Source organism: Streptomyces sp. NPDC094143 (assembly GCF_040303825.1).
Taxonomy (GTDB): Bacteria; Actinomycetota; Actinomycetes; order Streptomycetales; family Streptomycetaceae; genus Streptomyces.
Genome location: NZ_JBEOTZ010000010.1, coordinates 115064 through 137489, shown reverse-complemented (window position 1 = coordinate 137489; position 22426 = coordinate 115064). Strand labels below are relative to the sequence as shown.

Annotated in this window: 22 protein-coding genes and 1 pseudogene; 16 read left to right on the top strand and 7 right to left on the bottom strand. The window is 74.5% G+C overall.

Annotated features, from left to right (window positions below):
* Positions 1-18 precede the first annotated feature (18 nt).
* A complete protein-coding gene (locus ABTZ58_RS15800; protein WP_351355940.1) occupies positions 19-366 on the bottom strand; it encodes a hypothetical protein in 348 nt (115 codons plus the stop codon).
* 500 nt (positions 367-866) lie between these two features.
* Here ABTZ58_RS15800 and ABTZ58_RS15795 point away from each other — a divergent pair, with 500 nt between their 5' ends.
* Together ABTZ58_RS15795 and ABTZ58_RS15790 are read left to right on the top strand one after the other, a co-directional pair.
* Positions 867-1238 (top strand): holo-ACP synthase, encoded by a 372-nt coding sequence (locus ABTZ58_RS15795; protein ID WP_351355937.1) that lies wholly within the window; start codon positions 867-869, stop codon positions 1236-1238.
* Between the two features lie 207 nt (positions 1239-1445).
* Positions 1446-1824, top strand: a pseudogene (locus tag ABTZ58_RS15790) (BtrH N-terminal domain-containing protein); the annotation flags it as partial.
* A 114-nt stretch (positions 1825-1938) separates the two neighbouring features.
* Here ABTZ58_RS15790 and ABTZ58_RS15785 read toward each other — a convergent pair.
* Positions 1939-3093 carry a hypothetical protein gene (locus ABTZ58_RS15785; protein WP_351355934.1) on the bottom strand — a complete coding sequence of 385 codons (1155 nt, stop codon included), beginning with the start codon at positions 3091-3093 and terminating at the stop codon, positions 1939-1941.
* Positions 3094-3253: 160 nt separating this feature from the next.
* On the opposite strand from ABTZ58_RS15785, the gene ABTZ58_RS15780 reads away from it, so the two are divergent.
* The 4 genes from ABTZ58_RS15780 to tsaE all read left to right on the top strand — a co-directional run bounded on the left by ABTZ58_RS15780 (position 3254) and on the right by tsaE (position 8437).
* Positions 3254-4732, top strand: a complete 1479-nt coding sequence (locus ABTZ58_RS15780) for an NAD(P)H-hydrate dehydratase (protein ID WP_351355931.1) — start codon at positions 3254-3256, stop codon at positions 4730-4732.
* Between the two features lie 662 nt (positions 4733-5394).
* Positions 5395-6564: an alanine racemase gene (gene alr, locus ABTZ58_RS15775; protein WP_351355928.1), complete on the top strand. Its 1170-nt coding sequence runs from the start codon at positions 5395-5397 to the stop codon at positions 6562-6564.
* Between the two features lie 126 nt (positions 6565-6690).
* On the top strand, positions 6691-7947 hold the full coding sequence (locus ABTZ58_RS15770; RefSeq protein ID WP_351355925.1) for an alpha/beta fold hydrolase: 1257 nt from the start codon (positions 6691-6693) through the stop codon (positions 7945-7947).
* A complete protein-coding gene (gene tsaE, locus ABTZ58_RS15765) occupies positions 7913-8437 on the top strand; it encodes a tRNA (adenosine(37)-N6)-threonylcarbamoyltransferase complex ATPase subunit type 1 TsaE (RefSeq protein WP_309095749.1) in 525 nt (174 codons plus the stop codon). The genes ABTZ58_RS15770 and tsaE overlap by 35 nt, the downstream gene beginning before the upstream one ends.
* Before the next feature lie 248 nt (positions 8438-8685).
* On the opposite strand, the gene ABTZ58_RS15760 is transcribed toward tsaE, so the two are convergent.
* Both ABTZ58_RS15760 and ABTZ58_RS15755 read right to left on the bottom strand, forming a co-directional pair.
* Positions 8686-8853 (bottom strand): hypothetical protein, encoded by a 168-nt coding sequence (locus ABTZ58_RS15760; RefSeq protein ID WP_351355921.1) that lies wholly within the window; start codon positions 8851-8853, stop codon positions 8686-8688.
* Between the two features lie 190 nt (positions 8854-9043).
* Positions 9044-9598 carry a hypothetical protein gene (locus tag ABTZ58_RS15755; RefSeq protein ID WP_351355918.1) on the bottom strand — a complete coding sequence of 185 codons (555 nt, stop codon included), beginning with the start codon at positions 9596-9598 and terminating at the stop codon, positions 9044-9046.
* 124 nt (positions 9599-9722) lie between these two features.
* Here ABTZ58_RS15755 and tsaB point away from each other — a divergent pair, with 124 nt between their 5' ends.
* From tsaB to ABTZ58_RS15735, 4 genes are read left to right on the top strand one after another with little or no spacing between them, the layout of a single operon-like run.
* The gene (tsaB, locus tag ABTZ58_RS15750; RefSeq protein ID WP_351355915.1) at positions 9723-10376 is read left to right on the top strand and encodes a tRNA (adenosine(37)-N6)-threonylcarbamoyltransferase complex dimerization subunit type 1 TsaB; all 654 of its coding nucleotides are present in this window, start codon (positions 9723-9725) and stop codon (positions 10374-10376) included.
* Between the two features lie 29 nt (positions 10377-10405).
* Positions 10406-10879, top strand: coding sequence for a ribosomal protein S18-alanine N-acetyltransferase (gene rimI, locus ABTZ58_RS15745; protein WP_351356158.1), 474 nt, complete (start codon positions 10406-10408; stop codon positions 10877-10879).
* Positions 10872-11963: a tRNA (adenosine(37)-N6)-threonylcarbamoyltransferase complex transferase subunit TsaD gene (gene tsaD, locus ABTZ58_RS15740; protein WP_309097444.1), complete on the top strand. Its 1092-nt coding sequence runs from the start codon at positions 10872-10874 to the stop codon at positions 11961-11963. Before rimI ends, tsaD begins: the two co-directional genes overlap by 8 nt.
* Entirely contained in the window at positions 11960-12217 is a 258-nt protein-coding gene (locus ABTZ58_RS15735; RefSeq protein WP_351355911.1) for a hypothetical protein, read from the top strand. The genes tsaD and ABTZ58_RS15735 overlap by 4 nt, the downstream gene beginning before the upstream one ends.
* Here ABTZ58_RS15735 and ABTZ58_RS15730 read toward each other — a convergent pair.
* A complete protein-coding gene (locus ABTZ58_RS15730; RefSeq protein WP_351355908.1) occupies positions 12168-12698 on the bottom strand; it encodes a hypothetical protein in 531 nt (176 codons plus the stop codon). The genes ABTZ58_RS15735 and ABTZ58_RS15730 overlap by 50 nt on opposite strands.
* Positions 12699-12713: 15 nt before the next feature.
* Positions 12714-15029, bottom strand: a complete 2316-nt coding sequence (locus ABTZ58_RS15725) for a beta-xylosidase/alpha-l-arabinosidase (RefSeq protein WP_351355905.1) — start codon at positions 15027-15029, stop codon at positions 12714-12716.
* Positions 15030-15203: 174 nt separating this feature from the next.
* On the opposite strand from ABTZ58_RS15725, the gene ABTZ58_RS15720 reads away from it, so the two are divergent.
* The 4 genes from ABTZ58_RS15720 to ABTZ58_RS15705 all read left to right on the top strand — a co-directional run bounded on the left by ABTZ58_RS15720 (position 15204) and on the right by ABTZ58_RS15705 (position 19364).
* Positions 15204-16262 carry a LacI family DNA-binding transcriptional regulator gene (locus ABTZ58_RS15720; RefSeq protein WP_351355902.1) on the top strand — a complete coding sequence of 353 codons (1059 nt, stop codon included), beginning with the start codon at positions 15204-15206 and terminating at the stop codon, positions 16260-16262.
* Positions 16263-16501: 239 nt separating this feature from the next.
* Positions 16502-17557, top strand: a complete 1056-nt coding sequence (locus tag ABTZ58_RS15715; protein ID WP_351355899.1) for an LCP family protein — start codon at positions 16502-16504, stop codon at positions 17555-17557.
* A 128-nt stretch (positions 17558-17685) separates the two neighbouring features.
* Positions 17686-18042 (top strand): YciI family protein, encoded by a 357-nt coding sequence (locus ABTZ58_RS15710; protein WP_351355896.1) that lies wholly within the window; start codon positions 17686-17688, stop codon positions 18040-18042.
* 47 nt (positions 18043-18089) lie between these two features.
* The gene (locus ABTZ58_RS15705; RefSeq protein ID WP_351355893.1) at positions 18090-19364 is read left to right on the top strand and encodes an RNA polymerase sigma factor; all 1275 of its coding nucleotides are present in this window, start codon (positions 18090-18092) and stop codon (positions 19362-19364) included.
* A gap of 3 nt (positions 19365-19367) precedes the next feature.
* On the opposite strand, the gene ABTZ58_RS15700 is transcribed toward ABTZ58_RS15705, so the two are convergent.
* Positions 19368-20528: a class I SAM-dependent methyltransferase gene (locus tag ABTZ58_RS15700; protein ID WP_351355890.1), complete on the bottom strand. Its 1161-nt coding sequence runs from the start codon at positions 20526-20528 to the stop codon at positions 19368-19370.
* 119 nt (positions 20529-20647) lie between these two features.
* Between ABTZ58_RS15700 and ABTZ58_RS15695 the strand changes: the two genes are divergently transcribed.
* Both ABTZ58_RS15695 and ABTZ58_RS15690 read left to right on the top strand, forming a co-directional pair.
* A complete protein-coding gene (locus tag ABTZ58_RS15695) occupies positions 20648-21574 on the top strand; it encodes a polysaccharide deacetylase family protein (protein ID WP_351355887.1) in 927 nt (308 codons plus the stop codon).
* Positions 21571-22281, top strand: coding sequence for a polysaccharide deacetylase family protein (locus ABTZ58_RS15690; RefSeq protein WP_351355884.1), 711 nt, complete (start codon positions 21571-21573; stop codon positions 22279-22281). The genes ABTZ58_RS15695 and ABTZ58_RS15690 overlap by 4 nt, the downstream gene beginning before the upstream one ends.
* The last annotated feature ends 145 nt before the right edge of the window (positions 22282-22426 follow it).

Sequence of the window (22426 nt, the reverse complement as noted above, 5' to 3'; positions counted from 1 at the left end):
ATCCGGTGGGGCGGGTGGTCACCAGTTGATGCAGGTCTTGGGGACCCAGCCGTTGACCTTGTCGCCGCCGTAGTACCAGAGGTTGCTCTTCTTGCCGCAGGCCGTGTACGAGCCGCCCTTGTAGGCCTTGCCGTCGTTGCAGATGGCGCCGCGCTTGCCCTTGCCCCAGATGCCGAGGGCCGTGGCGGAGGTCTTCGGCGCGGTGCGGACCTTGACGGTCTCCTTGGCCTTGACGTTCACGATCGCCTTGCTGCAGTCCTTCGGCGGGGCCGCGGCGGCGGTGCCGGCGGTGGCCACGGTGCCGGTGAGGGCCGTGGCGAAGAGAGCTATCGAAGTGGCCGCGGTTCGAAGCGACTTGAACTTCATGGTGGTGCGTTCCTCCCGTTGCGTGCGATGCCGTGTGCACATCGCGGTCATCGCGAACTGTACAAGGGGGAGGGGGAGTTCAAGATCAGGGGTTCGGTACGGGCAGGTCCGGGGCGGGGGTGGCGTCGCAGCAGCGGCCGGTGCGCTCCCTCGGCGTCGCGTGGAAGTGGCGCGCTCCAACCCATCGGCCGGAGTGGGCAGTTGCCGGACCCCGACCGGCGAATCCGCTGCGGCTGCCGGGGCGGGCGAGGGCGACCCGCTCGGGATGCTCCGCCGGCTCCCCGAACACGCCGTCCCAGGCGGCGTCCCGGGCCAGGCGGCGTCCCGGGCCAGGCGGCGTCCCGGGCCAGGTCGGCGAACCGGTCCCGCTCCTTCAGGTACCAGTCCCCGTAGCGCTCGCGGTCGGTGCGGCCGTCCCGTTCCATGCCGGTCGTGCCAGGCGGCGTGGACGGGGCCGGTGCCGGTGGGGAACGTCCCGCCCGGACCGTAGGGTGCTGGGCATGAGCATCATCGGGGTCGGGATCGACGTCGCCGAGATCGACCGGTTCGCGGCGGCACTGGAACGTACGCCGGCGCTGGCCGAGCGGCTGTTCGGGGAGCGTGAGTTGCTGCTGCCCGGCGGGGAACGCCGGGGGGTCGCCTCCCTGGCCGCCCGGTTCGCCGCCAAGGAGGCCCTGGCCAAGGCGCTCGGCGCCCCGGGCGGGCTGCTGTGGACCGACGCCGAGGTGTACGTCGAGGACAGCGGGCAGCCCCGGCTGCGGGTGACCGGGACGGTGGCCGCGCGGGCCGCCGAGCTGGGGGTGCGGTCCTGGCACGTGTCCCTGAGCCATGACGCCGGGGTCGCCTCGGCCGTCGTGATCGCCGAGGCGTGACACGGGCCGGCGGGTCAGCACATCGCGTCCAGGAGGGTGACGGAGCCGAGGAGACCCGTCGCGCCCGGCACGGTGCAGGTCGCCGCCGTCCACCTCCGGCCCGTGCCCTCGCGGGCGTGGTGCATGCCCGTCGCGCCGAAGGCGACGGCCGGCGCCCCGGCCGGTACCGATCAGGGGAACAGGAACGCCCACGTCAGGAGGCGCGGCATGGTCACGGTGAAGGGTGTCGACACCCGAGGCGGGCGGCACTCGCGAGACGACGGCGCTGGGAGTGCTTCCGCGGCACCAGGGCATCGACCTGTCCGAGCCGATGCGCTTCGGCCTCGGCTCCGGTCTGTCCTTCGTCTACTGGGACAGCAGGACCATGGACTTCCCGTTCCTCGGGGGGCGGGTCAAGCCCTTCGCACTCACCCGGAACCTGGCCCGCGCCCTCGGGCTGGAGCTCGTGGTCCGGGAGACCGCCTCCGCCCGCAAGGGGTGGGAGAACGTGACGGCGGCCCTCGACGCCGGGCAGCCCGTCGGGCTCCAGCTCGACAGCTACCACCTGGACTACTTCACGTCCAGGGTGCACTCGTGCGGGCGGGTTCCGTGCTCTTCGACCTCGCCCGCATCGAGCGCGAGGCCATGGAGGCGCTGAGCCGCCTGCGCGCGTGAAGCCCTCGCCGGGAGCGGGGCGAGGGCCTCGCGGCACGGCGGGGGGTCAGCAGACCGACTGGCTGCTGTTGACCCGGGTGATGTTGCGGAACGTCGTGTTCTCACCGCACGGACTCTCCCTGATGGCCGAGTTGGTGACCGTCAGGTTCTGGATGGTGATGTCCTTGTTGTTCGGGAACTCCGAGCGCGCGGCCAGGCGCAGTTCGCCGCCGCCGGTGATCGTGCCGCTCTGGGCGGCCAGGCTGACGTTGTAGCAGTTCTCGATCAGGACCGAGTTGTTGCCGGTGTTCGACAGCGTCACCCGGTCGATGACGGCCCCGCCGCTCTCCGAGACGCAGAACACGCCGCGTCCGCCGCCGCGTGCGACGACCTCGCCGACCCGGATGTTGGTGGGGTAGCCGCTGCCGATCCGGCCGTTGCGGTTGGCCATGCGGAAGGCGGCGTAGCCGGTGCCCGTGCCCGCGTTCTCCGCGTCCACCTTGCCGACGGTGGCGTTGACGGTCTGGTTGAGCAGCAGGCCGGACTCGCCGACGTTGCGGGCCGTCACCGTGCCGACGGTGAGGCCGTCCACGCCGTACGTCTCGACCGCGTGGCTGGAGGCGCCGGAGACGTAGACGTTGTCGATGCGGACGTTGCGGGTCCACTGGCTGGTGTCGCCGCGGTTGTCGATGCGCACGCCCAGCCCGGCCGACAGGCGCATGTCGATCTGGCCGAGCACGACGTTCTGCACGTTGCGCAGGAAGATGCCGTACAGCGGGGTGCCCGTGAGCTTGAGGTTCTGCACCTCCACGTCACGCGTGCCGCGCGAGTAGACCGGCGCCTGGTCGCCCGAGCCGCTGCCGGTGACGTCGATGGTGCCGCAGACGTCGAGGACGGTGTAGCTCGGCAGCGAGATGCGGGAGCCCGCCGGGACGGAACCCGAGCCGCGGACCACGACCCGCTCCTTCGCGGTGCGGCCCGGCGTCAGGCTGTTGACGGCCGCCTGCACGGCGGCGCGCATGTCGGTGCCGGTGTGGACCGTGCTGCCGCCGCGCCGTACGGTCCAGGTGCTGCCGCTCTGCACGGCCTCGGCCTGGAAGGAGCCGTCTCCGCAGGCCAGGGCGCGGCTGGGGGCGGCGGTGGCGGGGGCGTTCACGCTGCCGGCGGCGGTGAGGAGGGCGGTGGCACCGGCGGCGGCCAGTAATGCGGCTCTGCGTCCCATGGGGGCCTCGGTTTCGTCGAAACGTGGGGGGTGTGCAAGCGCTTTCTGTGCGGCGGGAGTCTGGCAAAGGCACGGCGGAGCGTCAATGGATGCGACACGGGGAGGAGTTGCGCCGGGTGCGCGGGAGTGGCCGGGGGGCCGTACGGGAAACTCGACCTCCATGCGGAGTGCGTACAGCGTGGACACGGTCAGGACCGCCGAACGGGAGCTGATGGCCCGGCTGCCGGAGGGGGCGCTGATGCAACGCGCCGCCGCCGGGCTCGCCGCGGCCTGTGCCGACCTGCTGGGGCGGGTGTACGGCAGCCGGGTGGTGCTGCTGGTCGGCAGCGGGGACAACGGCGGTGACGCCCTGTACGCCGGGGCGCGGCTGGCCCGGCGCGGGGCCGGGGTCACGGCGGTGCTGCTCGCGCCGGAGCGGGCGCACGCGGCGGGGCTGGCGGCGCTGAAGCGGGCCGGGGGGCGGGCCGTCGGGGTCGGTGACGCGGCCGGGGGCGGTGGCGCGGGAGGCGGTGGCGCGGGAGGCGGTGGCGCCGAGGAGCTGATCGAGCGGGCCGATCTCGTGGTCGACGGCGTCGTCGGGATCGGTGGGAAGGGCGGGCTGCGGCCGGAGGCGGTGCCGCTGGCGGCCGCTGCCGAGCGGTCGCGGGCGGCTGTCGTCGCCGTCGATCTGCCGAGCGGGGTGGACGCCGACACCGGGGAGGTGCGGGGTGTCGCGGTCCGGGCCGATCTGACGGTGACGTTCGGGACGCACAAGCCGGGGCTGCTGATCGATCCGGCGCGGGAGTACGCCGGGTCGGTACGGCTGGTCGACATCGGCCTCGAACTGCCCGCTGAACCGGAGCTGGAGGCGCTGCAGCACGTGGACGTGGCCCGGCTGCTGCCGGTGCCGCGGGCGGAGAGCGACAAGTACCGGCGGGGCGTGGTCGGGATCGCGGCCGGGTCGGCCCGGTACCCCGGGGCCGCGGTGCTCGCGGTCTCGGGGGCGCTGCGGGGCGGGGCCGGGGCCGTGCGGTACGTCGGGCCGGCCGGGGACGCGGTGATCGCGCGGTTCCCCGAGACGCTCGTGTCGGACCGGGGGCCCAGGCACGCCGGCCGGGTGCAGGCGTGGGTCGTCGGACCCGGCGCGGGGGACGACGCGGCGACGGTGGGGGAGGTGCTGGCGGCGGAGGTGCCGGTGCTGGTCGACGCGGACGGGCTGCGGCTGGCGGACGCGGAGGCCGTGCGGGGGCGCCGGGCGCCGACGCTGCTGACGCCGCACGCGGGCGAGGCGGCGGCGCTGCTGGGGGTGGAACGCCGGGAGGTCGAGGAGGGGCGGCTGGCCGCGGTGCGGGAGCTGGCGGCGCGGTACGGGGCGACCGTGCTGCTGAAGGGGTCGACGACGCTGGTGGCCGACCCGGGGGGCGGGGCGGTGCGGGTGAATCCGACGGGGACGTCGTGGCTGGCCACGGCGGGCAGTGGGGACGTGCTGTCGGGGCTGGCCGGGTCGTTGCTGGCGGCCGGGCTGTCGGCGGCGGACGCGGGCAGTGTGGGGGCGTACGTGCACGGGCTGGCCGGGCGGCTGGCGGCGGAGGGGGCGCCGGTGGGGGCGCATGATGTGGCCGCGGCGATTCCTCAGGCCTGGCGGAACGTGCTGGGGTGAGGGCTGATGCCCTGGCCGGGGGAGGGGCAGGGGCAGGGGCAGGGGCAGGGGGCCGGGGCAGGGGGCCGGGGTAGGGGGCCGGGGTAGGGGGCCGGGGCCGGCGCCCGCGGCTCCGAGTCCGGGGGTTGCTGCCCGCAGCCCTGAGTCCGGGGGTTGCCGGCTTCCGTGCCGAGCCCGGGGGTTGCTGCCCGCAGCCCTGAGTCCGGGGGTTGCCGCCCTCGGGCTGAGAGTCCGGGGGTTGCCGGCTTCCGTGCCCAGTCCGGGGGTTGCCGCCCTCGCGCCGAGTCCAGGGCTGCCGCCCTCCGGCCCGGAGCCCAGGGCTGCCGCCCTCCGGCCCGGAGCCCAGGGATTGCCGCCCTCCGGCCCGGAGTCCACGGATTGCCGCCCTCCGGCCCGGAGTCCAGGGATTGCCGCCCTCCGGCCCCGAGTCCAGGGATTGCCGCCCTCCGGCCCCGAGTCCAGGGGCTGCCCCCCCCCCCGCACACCGCCGTCGGATCCATGGGCTGCGTCGACCTCACCGTAGGGGACGCGCGGGGGCTGTGGGGGGCGTGCGGAAGAAGGGCAGCGGGTGTTCGTGCGGGGGTGGCGGACCGGGACGTAGCCGGACGGCCGGCGGGGCCGGTGCCCCGGGCGGGACGGGGCCCTCTGAGACACTGGGCGCGATGAGCGAGAGAACAGCCCCGCGGACCGCGCCCCTGCGGGCCCGCGCCGAGATCGACCTGGCCGCCCTGCGGGCCAACGTGAGGGCCCTGCGTGCCCATGCCCCGGGCGCGGCCGTGATGGCCGTGGTGAAGTCCGAGGCGTACGGCCACGGGGCTGTGCCGTGCGCCCGTGCCGCCGTCGAGGCGGGAGCGAACTGGCTGGGCACGGCCACGCCCGAGGAGGCCCTCGCCCTGCGGGCCGCCGGACTGCCGGGCCGCATCATGTGCTGGCTGTGGACGCCCGGCGGGCCCTGGCGCGAGGCGATCGAGGCCGACCTGGACGTCTCCGTCAGCGGCCTGTGGGCCCTGCGGGAGGTCACCGAGGCGGCCCGGGCGGCCGGCCGGCCCGCCCGGGTGCACCTCAAGGCCGACACCGGCCTCGGGCGCAACGGCTGCCAGCCTGGGGAGGACTGGGCCGCCCTGGTCGGCGAGGCCCGGCGCGCGGAGGCCGAGGGGCTGCTGCGCGTCACCGGCCTGTGGTCGCACTTCGCCTGCGCCGACGAGCCCGGGCATCCTTCCATCGCCGCCCAGCTGGACCTGTTCCGCGAGATGGTCGCCCACGCCGAGGGCCAGGGCGTGCGGCCCGAGGTCCGGCACATCGCCAACTCCCCGGCCACGCTCACGCTGCCCGAGAGCCACTTCGACCTGGTCCGCACCGGCATCGCCACCTACGGCATCTCGCCCAGCCCCGAGCTGGGCACCCCGGCCGACTTCGGACTGCGCCCGGTGATGACGCTGTCCGCCTCGCTCGCCCTGGTCAAGCAGGTCCCGGGCGGGCACGGCGTCAGCTACGGGCACCGGTACGTCACGCCCGGCGAGACCACCCTCGGCCTCGTCCCGCTCGGCTACGCGGACGGCATCCCGCGCCACGCCTCCTCGGCGGGCCCGGTGCTGATCGAGGGCAAGTGGCGGACGATCGCGGGGCGCGTCGCCATGGACCAGTTCGTCGTCGACCTGGGCGGCGACGTGCCGGCGGAGGGCACCGAGGCGGTCCTCTTCGGGCCCGGGGACCGCGGGGAGCCCACCGCCGAGGACTGGGCGCAGGCGGCCGGAACCATCGCCTACGAGATCGTGACCCGGATCGGAACGCGCGTTCCGCGCGTCTATGTGAATGAGGAACGGGACGGGTAACTCGCACCGGTAGGACGGTCACGCGAGGAACGAAAGGCCCCCCGGTCACAGGGGCACCATCTGTCACACGGCATCATCCGGCCCGGTGAGTCACCCGATCGGCAGCCCGGCGAAGAGGAGCGGTACGTGAGCGAGAGCAGTGCGGAGGTCGTCGCGGACGTCGCCTCCGCGGCCGTCGCGGCCTCCGCCGCGGGGGCGGCGGGCGGCTGGCGCCGGGCGACGGGTCTCGCCGGCGTCGCGATAGGCGTGGTGGCCGCAGGCGCGGCCGCCGGGGTCGCCCTGGAGCGGATGACGGTCGGCCGGGGCATGCGCCAGAAGGCCCGGCTCGCCCTCGACTCGGCGGGGCCCTACGGCTCGCTGCGCGGCATGCCCGGCAAGGCGTTCGCCGACGACGGCACGGAGCTGTACTACGAGGTCGACGAGGTCGACCCGGAGGCCGCCCCGGCCATCGGGCCGCGCCGCCGCAGGCTCTTCGGCCGCAAGGCGCCCGCGCCCGTCACCGTCGTCTTCAGCCACGGCTACTGCCTCAGCCAGGACTCCTGGCACTTCCAGCGGGCGGCCCTGCGGGGCGTCGTGCGGACCGTGCACTGGGACCAGCGCAGCCACGGCCGCTCGGGGCGGGGTGCGGCGCAGGCACGGGGCGAGTCGGTCACCATCGAGCAGCTGGGCCGCGACCTGAAGGCCGTCATCGACGCGGCCGTGCCCGAGGGGCCGATCGTGCTGGTCGGGCACTCCATGGGCGGCATGACGGTGATGGCGCTGGCCGACCAGTTCCCCGAGCTGATCCGTGAGCGGGTCGCCGGGGTCGCGTTCGTGGGCACGTCCTCGGGTCGCCTCGGCGAGGTCAACTACGGGCTTCCCGTGGCAGGGGTCAACGCCGTGCGACGGGTGCTGCCGGGGGTGCTGAAGGCGCTGGGGCAGCGGGCCGAGCTGGTGGAGAAGGGGCGGCGGGCCACCGCGGAACTGTTCGCCGGGATCATCAAGCGGTACTCGTTCGCCTCCCGGGACGTCGACCCGGCCGTGGCGCGGTTCGCCGAGCGGATGATCGAGAGCACGCCGATCGACGTGGTCGCCGAGTACTACCCGGCGTTCAACGACCACGACAAGACCGAGGCGCTCGTCCACTTCGCCGACCTGCCGGTCCTCGTCCTGGCCGGGGTGCAGGACCTGGTCACGCCGAGTGAGCACAGCGAGGCCATCGCCGATCTGCTGCCGGACGGGGAGCTGGTGCTGGTGCCGGACGCGGGACACCTGGTGATGCTGGAGCACCCGGAAGTGGTCACCGACCGCCTCGCCGACCTGCTCACCCGCACGGGTGCCGTGCCCGCAGGGGCTACCGTGAAGGGCTATGGAAGCACCAGCAGCACCCCACAACCCGGCTGAGCCCGGATCGTCCGTCCAGATCGTCGTCACCTCCCCCGAACAGATGCGGGAGCTGGGCCGCCGGCTCGCGAAACTGCTGCGCGCGGGTGACCTGGTGATGCTGAGCGGGGAGCTCGGCGCGGGCAAGACGACGCTGACCCGTGGACTGGGCGAGGGGCTCGGCGTGCGCGGGGCCGTCACCTCGCCGACGTTCGTGATCGCCCGGGTGCATCCCTCGCTGGGCGACGGGCCGCCGCTGGTCCACGTCGACGCGTACCGGCTCTCCGGCGGTCTCGACGAGATGGAGGACCTCGACCTCGACGTCTCCCTGCCCGAGTCCGTGGTCGTCGTGGAGTGGGGCGAGGGCAAGGTCGAGGAGCTGACCGAGGACCGCCTCCAGGTCGTCATCCACCGCGCGGTGGGCGACACGACGGACGAGGTCCGGCACATGACGGTCACCGGCCTGGGCGAACGCTGGACATCGACGGACCTGAACGCGCTGACGGCGTGAACCGCGTTCACCCCGCGTGTGGTCCCGGCACCGCGACTCGCCCCGGCGGCCCGGGACCTGCTGAGCCGCCCGCGACCCGCCGCCGGGCCGGGTGCCGTCGGGTCAGGCGGCCCCGCGCCCGTCGCGGCCGCGGGGCCGGGACGCGGTTGCCGTGCGGCAGCGGTGGGCCCGTTCTGGCCGGGGCGTGAGCCGGGCTGCTCGGCTGGCGGCCCGGCCGGGGTCGGCTGTGGGGAAGCCTGCCGTTCGGGTCAGGCCGCCTCGCGGTGGTCCTCCACCGGCACCGACAGCTCCGGCTCGGGCGCGCGCGGCGGCGTGGAGATCAGCGCCGCCGCCTCGCCCGCCGCCAGCAGCTCACGCATGGACACCCCGGCGACCGCGAACGGCAGCGGCTGCCCCTTGCTCTCCGTAGCCGACATGGACGCCTCCTGATGGCCGGGGGCGGGCGTAGTTAGGTGAACCTAACTACGGACTGGATACCATGTGACCACGGACAAGACACCGAATGCAACATCTTGCCGACGCCTTGTCGGAACGTTCACCACATACCCGCACCCCCGCACCGCGACCGGGCCGAAGGGCTGCGCCCTGACCAGGGCTCCGCAGGCCCTAGCGGACCACGACCACCGTGCGGCCGATCGTCGCGAACGTCCACATCGCCATGCCGTCCGCGCGTGACTCCCGGATGCCGCCCGTGCGGTTCCCCGGGTCGGGCGCGGCCCTCCTGGCGTCCACGGCCGAGCTGAAGCCGACCGCGACACCGTCCACGCTGGTGAACCGCACGACGTGCTCGACGGGGACGCCGTCGGAGCCGGTGACCGAGTTCGAGCGGGACGTGACCGCGTACCGGCCCGGCGCGGGGTCCACCGCACTCGGGTCGACCTCGAACGTCCGGGTCACCTTGCCGGTCGCGCCGACCAGCCACACCCGGTCCCGGCCCAGCGAGTACACGACCCGTGCGCCCTCGCCCGACCCGTCGGGCAGCGCGGTCGGGTCCTTCCTGGCCGGGGGCGCCTTCGAGGTGCCGGGTGCGGGGGTGACCCCCGTCTGGGCCCGGCCCGGCCCTGCGGGGAGGCTCGTGGACGCCTGGTGGGCGAGGTAGCCGACCGTCGCGAGGGCCGCGGCGGTGAGCCCGGCCACGATCGTCGAGCTGCTGACAGCCACCGGCGGCCACCTCCGGGTCGAGCGTCTCTGCGTACATGTCTCGTGACGGTAGGTGACGGTAGCAGCAGGCGGCGACCCGGCGGGCGCGGCCGTGCCGGGGCCCGGGGAGCCGTAGGCTGTTTGCGTGCTCTTGCTCGCTCTGGATACCGCCACACCCGCCGTCACCGTCGCGCTGCACGACGGACACGACGTCATCGCCTCGTCGAGCCAGGTGGACGCCCGGCGGCACGGGGAACTGCTGCTGCCCGCGATCGACCGGGTGCTCGCCGAGGCCGGCCTGCGCCTCGACGCCGTCACGGGGATCGTCGCCGGGATCGGCCCGGGCCCGTACACGGGGCTGCGCGTCGGCCTCATGACCGCGGAGACGTTCGGGCTCGCGCTCGGCGTCCCCGTGCACGGCGTGTGCACGCTGGACGGCCTGGCCTGCGCCGCCGACCTGGAGGGCCCGTTCGTCGTCGCGACCGACGCCCGCCGCAAGGAGGTCTACTGGGCGCGCTACGCCGACTCCCGCACCCGCCTCACCGACCCGGCCGTCGACCGGCCCGCCGACATCGCCGAGCAGGTCGCGGGCCTGCCCGCGGTGGGCGCAGGCGCGCTGCTCTACCCGGACACCTTCCCCGAGGCGCACGAACCCGAGCACGTGTCCGCCGCGGCCCTGGCCGGCCTGGCCGCGGAGCGGCTGGCGGCCGGCGAGGAGCTGCCGGCGCCGCGGCCGCTCTACCTGCGCCGCCCCGACGCCCAGGTCCCCAAGAATTACAAGGTGGTCACCCCCAAGTGACCGATGCCGTGACGTGTGCGCTGCGCGAGATGCGCTGGTGGGACATCGACCCCGTGCTGGAGCTGGAGCGGGCCCTGTTCCCCGACGACGCCTGGTCGCGGGGCATGTTCTGGTCCGAGCTGGCCCACGCCCGCGGGCCCGAGGCCAACCGGCGGTACGTGGTCGCCGAGGCCGGCACCCGGATCGTCGGGTACGCCGGTCTGGTCTCCTCCGGTGAGCAGGCCGACGTCCAGACCATCGCCGTCGCCCGCGACCTGTGGGGCACCGGCCTCGGTGGCCGGCTGCTGGCCGAACTGCTGCGCGCGGCCACCGCCTTCGAGTGCGCCGAGGTGATGCTGGAGTGCCGCGTGGACAACGTGCGCGCGCAGAAGCTGTACGAGCGGTTCGGCTTCCAGCCCATCGGTGTCCGGCGGGGCTACTACCAGCCGGGCAACGTGGACGCCCTGGTGATGCGCCTGACCGCCCCCGAGAACTCCGTACAAGGAACCGAGATCCATGGCTGACGAACCCCTCGTTCTGGGGATTGAGACCTCCTGCGACGAGACCGGCGTCGGCATCGTCCGGGGCACCACCCTGCTGGCCGACGCCGTCGCCTCCAGCGTCGACGAGCACGCCCGCTTCGGCGGCGTCGTCCCGGAGGTCGCGAGCCGCGCCCACCTGGAGGCGATGGTCCCGACCATCGACCGCGCGCTGAAGGAGGCGGGCGTCAGCGCCCGCGACCTCGACGGCGTCGCCGTCACGGCCGGCCCCGGACTCGCCGGCGCCCTGCTGGTCGGCGTCTCCGCGGCGAAGGCGTACGCGTACGCGCTGGGCAAGCCCCTCTACGGCGTGAACCACCTCGCCTCGCACATCTGCGTGGACCAGCTGGAGCACGGCCCGCTGCCCGAGCCGACGATGGCGCTGCTGGTCTCCGGCGGCCACTCCTCGCTGCTGCTGTCCTCGGACATCACCTCCGACGTCCGCCCGATGGGCGCCACCATCGACGACGCGGCCGGCGAGGCCTTCGACAAGATCGCCCGGGTGCTGAACCTCGGCTTCCCCGGCGGCCCGGTCATCGACCGCTACGCCAAGGAGGGCGACCCGGACGCGATCGCGTTCCCGCGCGGCCTGACCGGCCCGCGCGACCCCGCCTACGACTTCTCCTTCTCCGGGCTGAAGACCGCCGTGGCCCGCTGGATCGAGGCCAGGCGGGCGGCGGGTGAGGAGGTGCCGGTGCGGGACGTGGCGGCCTCCTTCCAGGAGGCGGTCGTGGACGTGCTGACCCGCAAGGCCGTCCGGGCCTGCAAGGACGAGGGCGTCGACCACCTGATGATCGGCGGCGGCGTGGCCGCCAACTCGCGGCTGCGTGCCCTGGCCCAGGAGCGCTGCGAGGCCGCCGGGATCCGGCTGCGGGTCCCGCGGCCCAAGCTGTGCACGGACAACGGCGCGATGGTCGCCGCGCTCGGCGCCGAGATGGTGGCCCGCAACCGGGCCGCGTCGGGCTGGGACCTGTCGGCCGACTCCTCGCTGCCGGTGACGGAGCCGCACGTGCCGGGCCACGACCACGACCACGTGCACGAGGTCAGCAAGGAGAACCTGTACTCGTGACGGTCGCCCTGATGTGGGAGGCGCGTGCCGTGCCCGGGCGGGGCGAGGACCTGCTCGCCTGGGCCCGCGCCCAGGCGCTGGCCCGCGAGCCGCTGCGCCGCGAGACCCTGCGCGCCCCGCAGGACCGGGTCCTCGTCATCACCTGGTGGGACGCCCCGTACGACGCCGAGCTGCCCGAACTGCCCGAGCCGGACGGCGAGCTGGTCACCCGGGCCGTGCACCGCTGGCGGTTCGAGTCGCTGGACGGCGGCTGACCGAGAGCTCCCACGGCCTGCTCGCGACCCGGCCGCGCCACAGCAGCAGGCCGTTCCGGCGCTCCCAGTGGGCGACCAGCGCGGCCTGGCCCGCCCAGTCCAGGGCCGGCCAGAAGAGCACGCCCAGCGCCCACGGCTCCCAGAGGGCCGTACCCGTCCCGAGGGCCAGGTACGGCACGAACAGCCGCAGGGCGAACGGCCGGTCGCGCAGCAAGCGGTCGGTGGGCAGAGCCCCCTCGGCGCCCTCCGAGGGCACGGCCCGCTCGAAGTCCCGCACCTGACTGAACCACTTGATCCTGGTCGCCTTCAGGAGGGTCCACCCGACCAGGAGAGCCAGCAGGCCGCCCAGGTACAGCGCCAGTGCGCCGGGCCTTTCCGGTGCGGAGAACCCGCGTACGAGGCCCAGCGCCGTCAGGGCGAGGGCCAGGGCCGCGAAGGCCGACAGCACGGCCCGCAACTCGTGGTGCAGCAGCCTGTCCATCGCGCCCCCCGACGCTCACCCCACCCCCGACACCTCCGTCTCGCACCGCAGCCGCCGGTCCGTCCCGGCGACCCGGACCGGACCCGTGAGCGTCAGACGCGTCGTGTGGCGCACGTCGGTGCTGGACGCCGCCAACCGTAGTTCCAGGGCGCCCGGCTCGACCACCCTGCGGCCCGAACGGTCGGTGAACGCCGAGAGGTCCGTGTGGAAACGGAACGTCACCCGCGCGGCCTCGCCCGGAGAGAGCGCCACGCGCTGGTAGCCGACCAGCCGGACGTCGGGGCGGGTCACCGACGCCACCGGGTCGTGCAGATACAGCTGCACGACCTCCGCGCCCTCGCGGTCGCCGGTGTTGCGGATCGTCACGGACAGGTCGCAGGCCCCGTCGGTGCCGATCCGCGCCGCGCCGCCCGTGACGTCCTCCCAGGCGAACGCCGTGTAGGAGCGGCCGTGGCCGAAGGCGTAGAGGGGTGTCGGGTCGAGGTTGCTGACCTCGCCCGCCAGGCCGAGGGGCGGCTGGAGGTAGGTCCAGGGCTGTCCGCCGGGCTCCCGCGGCACGCTCACCGGGAGGCGGCCGGACGGGTTCACACGGCCCGACAGCACGCCCGCCACCGCCGGGCCGCCCTCCTCCCCCGGGAAGAAGGCCTGGACGACCGCGCCCAGGCGGCCCTGCCAGCGGCCGAGGGCGTAGGGGCGGCCGGTCAGCAGGACCAGCACCACCGGCACGCCCGTGGCGACCAGCGCGTCCAGCAGCTCGCCCTGGACGCCCGGCAGGCCGAGGTCGCTGGCGTCACAGCCCTCGCCCGAGGTGCCGCGGCCGAACAGGCCCGCCCGGTCGCCGAGCACGGCCACGCACACGTCCGCCTCGGCGGTGCGGGCGATGGCCTCCTCGAAGCCCGCGGTGTCCGGGTCCGTCACGTCGCACCCCTGCGCGAACGTCACCTTCGCGTCGGGCAGTTCGGTGCGCAGCGCGTCGAGGAGGGTCGGAATCTCGATGCCGGCCGGCACGCCGGGGTGGTGGGTGAGCACGTGGGACGGGAAGGAGTAGCAGCCCAGCATGGCCAGGGCGTCGGCCGCCCGGGGGCCGACCACCGCGATCCGGGTGTCGGGGGCCAGCGGGAGCAGCCCGTCGGGGTTGTCGAGCAGGACCACCGACTCCTCGGCCAGGCGGCGGGCCAGGATCCGGTTGCCCGTGGAGTCCAGGGCGACGGGACCGGTGGGCTCGGGGGTCCAGTCCTCGTCGAGCAGGCCCAGTTCGCACTTCTGCAGCAGCACCCGGCGGGCCGCGCGGTCCACCAGCTCCTCGGGGACCCGCCCGGCGCGGACCGCGTCCAGCAGCGGCTGTCCGTAGCACCTGACGGTGGGCAGCTCGACGTCGATGCCGGCGGCGAGGGCCGCGTGGGCCGCCTCGGCCGGGGTGCCGGCGACGCGGTGCAGGGTCTGCAGGAAGGCGATGCCGAAGTAGTCGGCGACGACCGTGCCGGTGAAGCCCCACTCCTCGCGCAGCAACCGGGTCAGCAGCTCGGGGTCGGCGGAGGCCGGGACGCCGTCGGTCTCGTTGTACGCCGCCATCACCGAACGGGCCCCGCCCTCGCGCACCGCCATCTCGAAGGGCGGCAGGGTGACGTCCGTGAACTCCCGGATCCCCGCCCGCACGGGGGCGAGGTTGCGGGCGCCGGCCGAGGAGGCGTACCCGGCGAAGTGCTTGAGCGTGGCGACGACCCCGGCCGACTCCAGGCCCCGCACATAGGCCGTGCCGATCGTGCCGACCAGGTACGGGTCCTCGCCGATCGTCTCCTCCACCCGGCCCCAGCGCGGATCGCGCACGACGTCCAGGACGGGGGCGAGGCCCTGGTGGACGCCGACCGAGCGCAGGTCCTCGCCGATGCGCCGGGCCATCTCCTCGACCAGCGGGGGGTCCCAGGCCGCGCCCCAGGCCAGCGGGACCGGGTAGGCCGTGGCCCGCCAGGCGGTGAAGCCGGCCAGACACTCCTCGTGGGCGACCGCCGGGATGCCGAAGCGGCCCGCCTCGGCGATCCGGCGCTGGGCGCGGGCCAGGGCCCGCGCGCCGAGCGCCGGGTCCACGGGGGCGGTGCCGAAGGAGCGGGTGAGCTGGCCCAGGCCGCGGGTGATCAGCTCGGCCCACTCCTCGTCGGAGTGGTCGACGCTCATGTCGTGCTGGTGCGGGGCGACTCCGTCGCCGTCCGTCGCGGCGCCCACCCACACGCCGTACAACTGGGCGGTCTTCTCCTCCAGGGTCATCCGGGAGAGCAGGTCGTCGACGCGGGCGGCGGCGGGCAGGGCGGGGTCACGCCAGGGCGCGGTGGTCATGAAGCTCCTGTCGGGTGGACGGGACGGCCCTCACGAGTGGTGCCGACGAGCGCGTGAACAGCGGTGTCCCGCGCCCCTTTCTACGAATGTTTCGATATCGATGTCGAATGTTCCGGGAACCTATGGCGCGACGAGGACTTCGTCAAGGGGGCCCGCAGGGATACGATCGCCGCCATGACATCCCCGGAGCCCGTTGAAAGCCGGACGCAGATCCGGACGCAGGGGCGCACCGCGCAGACCGCCACGCTCGCCGAGATCGCCCGCGAGGCCGGCGTGTCGGCCCCGACTGTTTCGAAGGTCCTCAACGGCCGGGCCGACGTCGCCCCCGCCACCCGCGCCCGCGTCGAGGCACTGCTGCGCGCCCACGGCTACCGCCGCCGCCGGGCCGAGGCGACCCGTTCGCCCCTCATCGACCTGGTCTTCCACGAGCTGGAGAGCGCCTGGGCGATGGAGGTCATCCGGGGCGTGGAGAACGTGGCCCGGGACGCGGGCCTGAGCGTGGTGCTGTCGGAGAGCGCGGGGCGGCTCACGCCCGGGCGGACCTGGGCCGACCAGGTCGCCGCCCGCCGCCCGCACGGCGTCGTGCTCGTGCTGTCGGGCCTCGACGAGTCGCAGCGGGCGCTGCTGACCAGCCGCTCCATCCCGTTCGTGGTGATGGACCCGGCCGGCGACCCCGGCGCCGACGTCCCCTCGATCGGCGCGACCAACTGGCAGGGCGGCCTCGCGGCCACCCGGCACCTGGTCGAGCTGGGGCACCGCCGGATCGGCGCGATCAGCGGGCCCTCGCAGATGATGTGCAGCCGTGCCCGCGTCGACGGTTACCGGGCCGCGCTGGAGACCGCCGGGCTGCCGGTGGACCCCTCGCTGATCGCGAACGGCGACTTCCACCACGAGGCCGGCTACCGGCGGGGCCTGGAACTGCTGCGCCACCCGGACCGGCCCACCGCCGTCTTCGCCGGCAACGACCTCCAGGCGCTGGGGCTGTACGAGGCGGCGCGCGAGCTGGGGCTGCGCATCCCGGAGGACCTGAGTGTGGTCGGGTTCGACGACCTGCCGGTGGCCCCCCTGGTCGGACCGCCGCTGACGACCGTGCGGCAGCCGCTGACCGAGATGGCCGAGGCGGCGGCGAAGCTGGTCCTCGACCTCGGACGGAACGAGGAGACCCCGGCGGCGACCCGGGTGGAGCTGGCCACCAGCCTGGTGGTCCGCAGCAGCACGGCCCCGCCCGCGTGAGACGCCGAAGCCGGTCGGTTGGGTTGTCGAAACTTTCGAACGGCCGGGGCGACCTTCGCGCAACCCCCGCCGGCCCCGGCACGGCACAACCCCCGCGCGCCCCGGCGCGAGGTCCAACGCCTCGCGGAATGGGAGCACTTCGGTGCCTGGGGTGCGCCTGAGGTGGGTCCAGGCCACGAAGTCTGAGAATTTCCGAAGAAAACGCGTCCTGAAGCCCCTGCCCGTAATAATTCGGACTTATGTTCCTGTCTGTGACGGGAGACGACGCGAACGGGGACGAGGGCGCGAGGCCGGGCCGGCGGTCGATCGCCCTGCGGACCGCCGGCCTGACTCTGGCGGGACTGCTGGTGCTCGCCGCCGGTGCCGCCGGCTGGGCCTACTGGCACCTGAACAGCAACATCACCAGTGTCGACATCGACCACGCGCTCGGCGACAACCGCCCGCCGAACCCGGTGACCACGCCGTCGCCCTCGGCACCGGACCTGCCCGGCGAGGCGCTCAACATCCTGGTGCTGGGCTCGGACTCACGCAGCGGCGAGGAGAACCGCAGGCTCGGCGGCGGCGACAGCGACGGTGCCCGCTCCGACACGGCGATGGTCGTCCACCTCGACGCCGGGCGGACCAGCGCGACGGTGGTGAGCATCCCGCGCGACACCCTGGTCACCCGCCCGTCCTGCCCGCGCTCCGGCGGCGGTTCGACGGTGGACTCCCAGCGGTCCATGTTCAACAGCGCCTACGCGGTCGGGGGCCCCGTCTGCGCGGTGAAGACGGTCGAGTCGATGACCGGCGTCCGCATGGACCACTACATCGAGATCGACTTCTCCGGCTTCGCGAAGCTCGTCGACGCGCTCGGCGGGGTCACCGTCACCACGGACGAGGACATAGCCGACGACGACAGCCATCTGCACCTGAAGGCCGGCACCCACCACCTGGACGGCACCCAGGCGCTGGGCCTGGCCCGCACCCGGCACGGCATCGGCGACGGCAGCGACCTCGGCCGCATCGGCCTGCAGCAGAAGCTGGTGAAGGCCCTGCTGGACCGCATCGCCGCCCAGGACCTGCTCACCGACCCGGCCAAGCTGTACCGGGTCGCGGACGCGGTGACGGCCGGCCTCACCACCGACACCGGCCTGGACTCCCTGAGCGAGCTGACCGGCCTCGGCCAGAGCCTGCAGGGCCTGTCGTCGAGCCGGGTCCGGACGGTGATGATGCCGGTGGTGCGGGCGCCGTCGGACCCCAACCGGGTGGTGGCCGACGAGCCCGAGGCGCGCAAGCTGTGGGAGTCGCTGCGCTGACCTGCACGGATGCCGCCCGGAAAAATGCTTGAAGAAAATCTGTCGCGGGTGTCGATCCGGCGGTCCGCTGTTCGACGCAGGGGTGAGAGCGGGGACGGACCCCGCTCCGCGAGGCCCGAGGAGCCACCATGCCGCGCTTCATGACCCTGATCCGCATCGACGAGAAGAACGCCCCCGCCGAGGGCCCGAGCCCCGAGCTGCAGGAGCGGATGGGCAAGCTCCTGGAGGAGATCACCAAGGCCGGGGTCATGCTCGACACGGCCGGTCTCGCCCCGACCTCCGACGGCACGCGGGTGACCTGGGAGGGCGGGCGGCTGTCCGTCACCGACGGGCCGTTCACCGAGACCAAGGAGGTCATCGGGGGCTACTCGATCAGCCAGTGCAAGGACAAGGCCGAGGCCATCGAGTGGACCAAGCGGTTCCTGTCCCTGCACGAGGACTACTGGACGATCACCGCGGAGGTCCGGCAGATCGCCGAGGGCTGACCGGCCCCGCTTGGCGGGGAGGTGCCAGGGGTGTCTGATGGTGGGCTGTGACACCGCAGCCCACCGCCACACCCGGCGCCTCCCGGACCGCCCGGGCGATCGAGACCGTCTTCCGCATGGAGTCGCCCCGGATCATCGCCGGCGTCACCCGGGTCGTCCGGGACGTCGGCATCGCCGAGGAGCTCGCGCAGGACGCGCTGGTCGCCGCGCTGGAGCAGTGGCCGCGCGACGGCGTGCCGGACAACCCGGGCGCCTGGCTCATGGCCACCGCCCGCAACCGCGCCGTCGACCTGGTGCGCCGCCGGGAGAACTACGCCCGCAAGCTCGCGGAGATCGGCCGTGACCTGTCGGCCACCCCGCCCCCGGAGGAACCCGCCGACCCCGACGACATCGACGACGACCTGCTCCGCCTGGTCTTCACCGCCTGCCACCCGGTGCTGTCCACGGAGGCCCGCACGGCCCTGACGCTGCGTCTGCTGGGCGGCCTGACCACGGCCGAGATCGCCCGCGCCTTCCTCGTCCCGGAGGCGACGGTGGCGCAGCGCATCGTGCGGGCCAAACGCACCCTGGCGACGCGGAACGTCGCCTTCGAGGTGCCCCGCGGTCCCGACCGCGAGGCCCGTCTCGGCTCGGTCCTCGACGTCATCTACCTGATCTTCAACGAGGGGTACGCCGCCACGGCCGGGGACGACTGGCTCCGCCCGGGCCTGTGCGAGGACGCCCTGCGCCTGGCCCGGGTGCTCGGCGCGCTCATGCCGAAGGAGCCCGAGGTCCACGGCCTGACCGCGCTCCTGGAGTTCCAGGCGTCCCGTACGGCGGCCCGTACCGGGCCCTCCGGCGAACCGGTCCTCCTCAAGGACCAGAACCGGGCCCGCTGGAACCGCATGCTCGTCGCCCGCGGCATCGACGCGCTGGGCCGGGCCGAAGCCGCCTCTTCCGGCGGCCCGGGGCCGTACACCCTCCAGGCCGCCATCGCCGCCTGCCACGCGTACGCCCACACCTACGAGGAGACCGACTGGGCGCGCATCGCCACCCTCTACGGACTGCTGGCCGCCATGTCCCCGTCGCCGGTCGTGGAGCTGAACCGCGCGGTGGCCGTGTCGATGGCCGCGGGCCCGGGGGCCGCCCTGCCCCTCGTCGACGCCCTGGCCGGTGACGCCGCCCTGCGCGACTACCACCTGCTGCCCAGCGTGCGCGGCGACCTGCTCGCCCGCCTCGGCCGGGCCGCCGAGGCCCGGGCGGAGTTCGAGCGGGCGGCGTCCCTGACCCGCAACGCACGGGAGCGGGAGCTGCTGCTGCGACGGGCGGCGGAGCAGTCCTGACCGTCAGGCCGGGTGCCCGACCAGCATCGCCGGAGCGCCCGCGACCCGGGTCAGGAACACCGTCGCCGCGTGCGGCCCCTGCGGCTTGACCTTCCTGCGCAGTTCCTCCGGCTCGACCGCCGAGCCGCGCTTCTTCACCGTCAGCGTGCCGACCTCGCGCTCCCGCAGCAGGGCCTTCAGCTTCTTGACGTTGAAGGGCAGGTGGTCGGTGATCTCGTAGGCGGTGGCGTACGGCGTCGGCCGCAGGGCGTCGGCCGTGACGTACGCGATGGTCGCGTCGAGGAGTCCGCCGTCGACCTGGTCGGCGACCTCGGCGACCAGGTGGGCGCGGATGACGGCGCCGTCGGGCTCGTACAGGTAGCGGCCGGGCGGGCGGACGCCGGGGTCGGGCAGGCCGCGGGAGAGCAGGGTGCGCGGGCCCGGCAGCAGGGTGGCCCGGACGGCGCCCGGCTCGGTGCCGAACCACAGCACCGCCTCCTTCACGTCCCCGCCGTCGGAGATCCACTCGGCCTCGGCCTCCTCGGGGACCGCCTCGTGCGGGATGCCCGGGGCGAGCTTCAGCGCGGCGCGCGGGGCCCGGCGCGCGGCCGACACCGCCCAGGACAGCGGGGGCGAGTAGGCCTCGGGGTCGAAGATCCGGCCCCGGCCGCCGCGCCGCGCGGGGTCGACGAAGACGGCGTCGTAGCCCGCCGTGTCCACCTCCGTGACGTCCGCTTCCCGGACCTCGATCAGGTCCGCCAGCCCCAGCGCGCCGGCGTTCGCCCGGGCCGCCGCGGCCGTGAGCGGGTCCCGGTCCACGGCCAGCACCCGGATCCCGGCGCGGGCCAGCGCGATGGCGTCACCGCCGATGCCGCAGCACAGGTCGGCCACCGAGGTCACGCCCGAGTCGGCCAGGCGCCGCGCCCGGTAGGCCGCCACGCTCGCCCGCGTCGACTGCTCCACCCCGTTCGGCGTGAAGAACATCCGCCCCGCGTCCTCGGCGCCGAACTTCACCGCCGCCCGCTGCCGCAGCCGCGCCTGCCCCAGTGCCGCCGACACCAGCTCGGCGGGGTGCTCGCGGCGCAGCCGGGTCGCGACGGCCAGCTCCCGCGCCGGGTCGGTGTCGCGCACCTCGTCGAGGAGGGCGCGGCCTTCGGGGGTGAGGAGGAGGGCGAGGTCGTTCACCCGGTCATTGTCGGCCACGGCGTGCCGGGGCGGTGCGTGTGGGCCAGTCGGTGGACGCGGGCCCGCCGGCCGCTGTGTCGGGACGGGATCGCCCGGGCGGGCTGCGAGGATCCGGCACCATGCGAGCAGTCGTACAAAATGACAAAAGTCGGGCCTCGGGCGGTGCGCGGATCGGCCTGGCCGTGCTCGCCCTCGCCGCCATCGCCTCGGGCTGTGCGCAGGGCGGGGGCAGCGACCAGGTCACCCCGGCCGGCGGACAGCAGCCCCTGGACGCGCCCCCGGCCCGCGCGCTCGACTCCTACGCCTCCAAGCTGCGCGCCGCGCACGCCGCCCGGGTCGCCGCCGCGCACCGCTGGGAGCTGAAGAGGGTCCCGCTGCCCGCCCCGCCGGCCCCCGAGCGCAAGCCCAGGATCAAGACCCGCAAGGGCTTCCAGGTGGCCGGTCACCGGCAGTCCGGTCTCCCGCCCGTCTTCACCCGGATCCCCACCCGGGACAAGGTCGTCTTCCTCACCATCGACGACGGTGCCGAGAAGGACCGGGCGTTCCTGCGGATGATGAGCGACCTGGACGTGCCCTACACCGCGTTCCTCAGCGGCTACCTGGTCAAGGACGACCCCCGCTACTTCAAGAAGATGCAGGCCAGGGGTGTGGTGCTGAACAACCACACCCTGCACCACCCCTACCTGCCGGGCCTGTCCTACCGCGCCCAGAAGCGCGAGATCTGCGGCATGCAGCGCTACCTGCAAAAGCGCTTCGGCAAGCGCCCCAGCCTCTTCCGCCCGCCCTACGGCGGCTACAACCGCGCGACCCTGCGCGCCGCCAAGGCCTGCGGCATCGCCTACGTCCCGCTCTGGAACGAGGAGGTCTTCGCCGACCGCTGGGAGTACCGCGAGGCGGACCGCGAACTGCGCCCGGGCGACATCGTCCTCACGCACTTCCGCGGCCCGGGGGAGTGGAAGGGCACCATGCCGGACATGATCCGCCGCTTCCTGAACAAGGTCACGGCCGAGGGCTACGCGGTGGGGCGGCTGGAGGACTACCTGTGAGGCGGCCGGCCGCCGCCCTGCTCTGCGCGCTGCTGGTCCTGCTGGCCGGCTGCGCGGGCACGGCGGGGGAGCGGCCGGGCACCGCCGACGGCCGGGCCCGGGACCCGGCCCCCGCCGCCCGCCGCCTGCCACCCGTCGTCGACCGCGTCCCCACCCGCGACCCGGTCGTCTTCCTCACCTACGACGACGGCGCCGAACGCGACCCCCGCTTCGTCGGCCTGGTCCGCGCACGGCGCCTGCCGGTCAGCATGTTCCTCACCGACAGCGTCGTGGGGCCCGGCTACGGCCACTTCGCCCGGCTGCGCGCGGTCGGCGCGTCCCTGCAGAACCACACCCTCGACCACCCGGCCCTGCGCGGCCTGCCCTACGCCGGCCAGCGCGCCGAGATCTGCGGCCAGCAGCACAAGCTCCACGCCCGCTTCGGCATCCGCCCGCGCCTCTTCCGCCCGCCCTACGGCGCCTACGACACCACGACCCTGCGCGCCGCCGCCGACTGCGGCATCACGGCGGTCGTGCTGTGGCGCGCCTCCCTGGGCGCCGGCGGCGACCTGACGTTCACCCGCGGCGAGCCCGGGCTGCGCGCCGGCGACATCGTCTCGGTGCCGTCGGGGGACGCCTCCCTGACCCTGACGGAACGGACGGCGGGGTTGCTGCGGGAGATCGAGGGGAAGGGCCTGCGGGTGGGGCGGCTGGAGGACTATTTGTAGGCGCAGCGGACCCCGCGGACGGAATCTCCTGGCCGACGCGCCGCGGCCGATTAGCAGTCCGCTTGACCGAGTGCTAATCGCGGTCATAGTCTCGGCTCTGGCACTCGACACAGGAGAGTGCCAACACAGCGACGGGCAGGTCCGG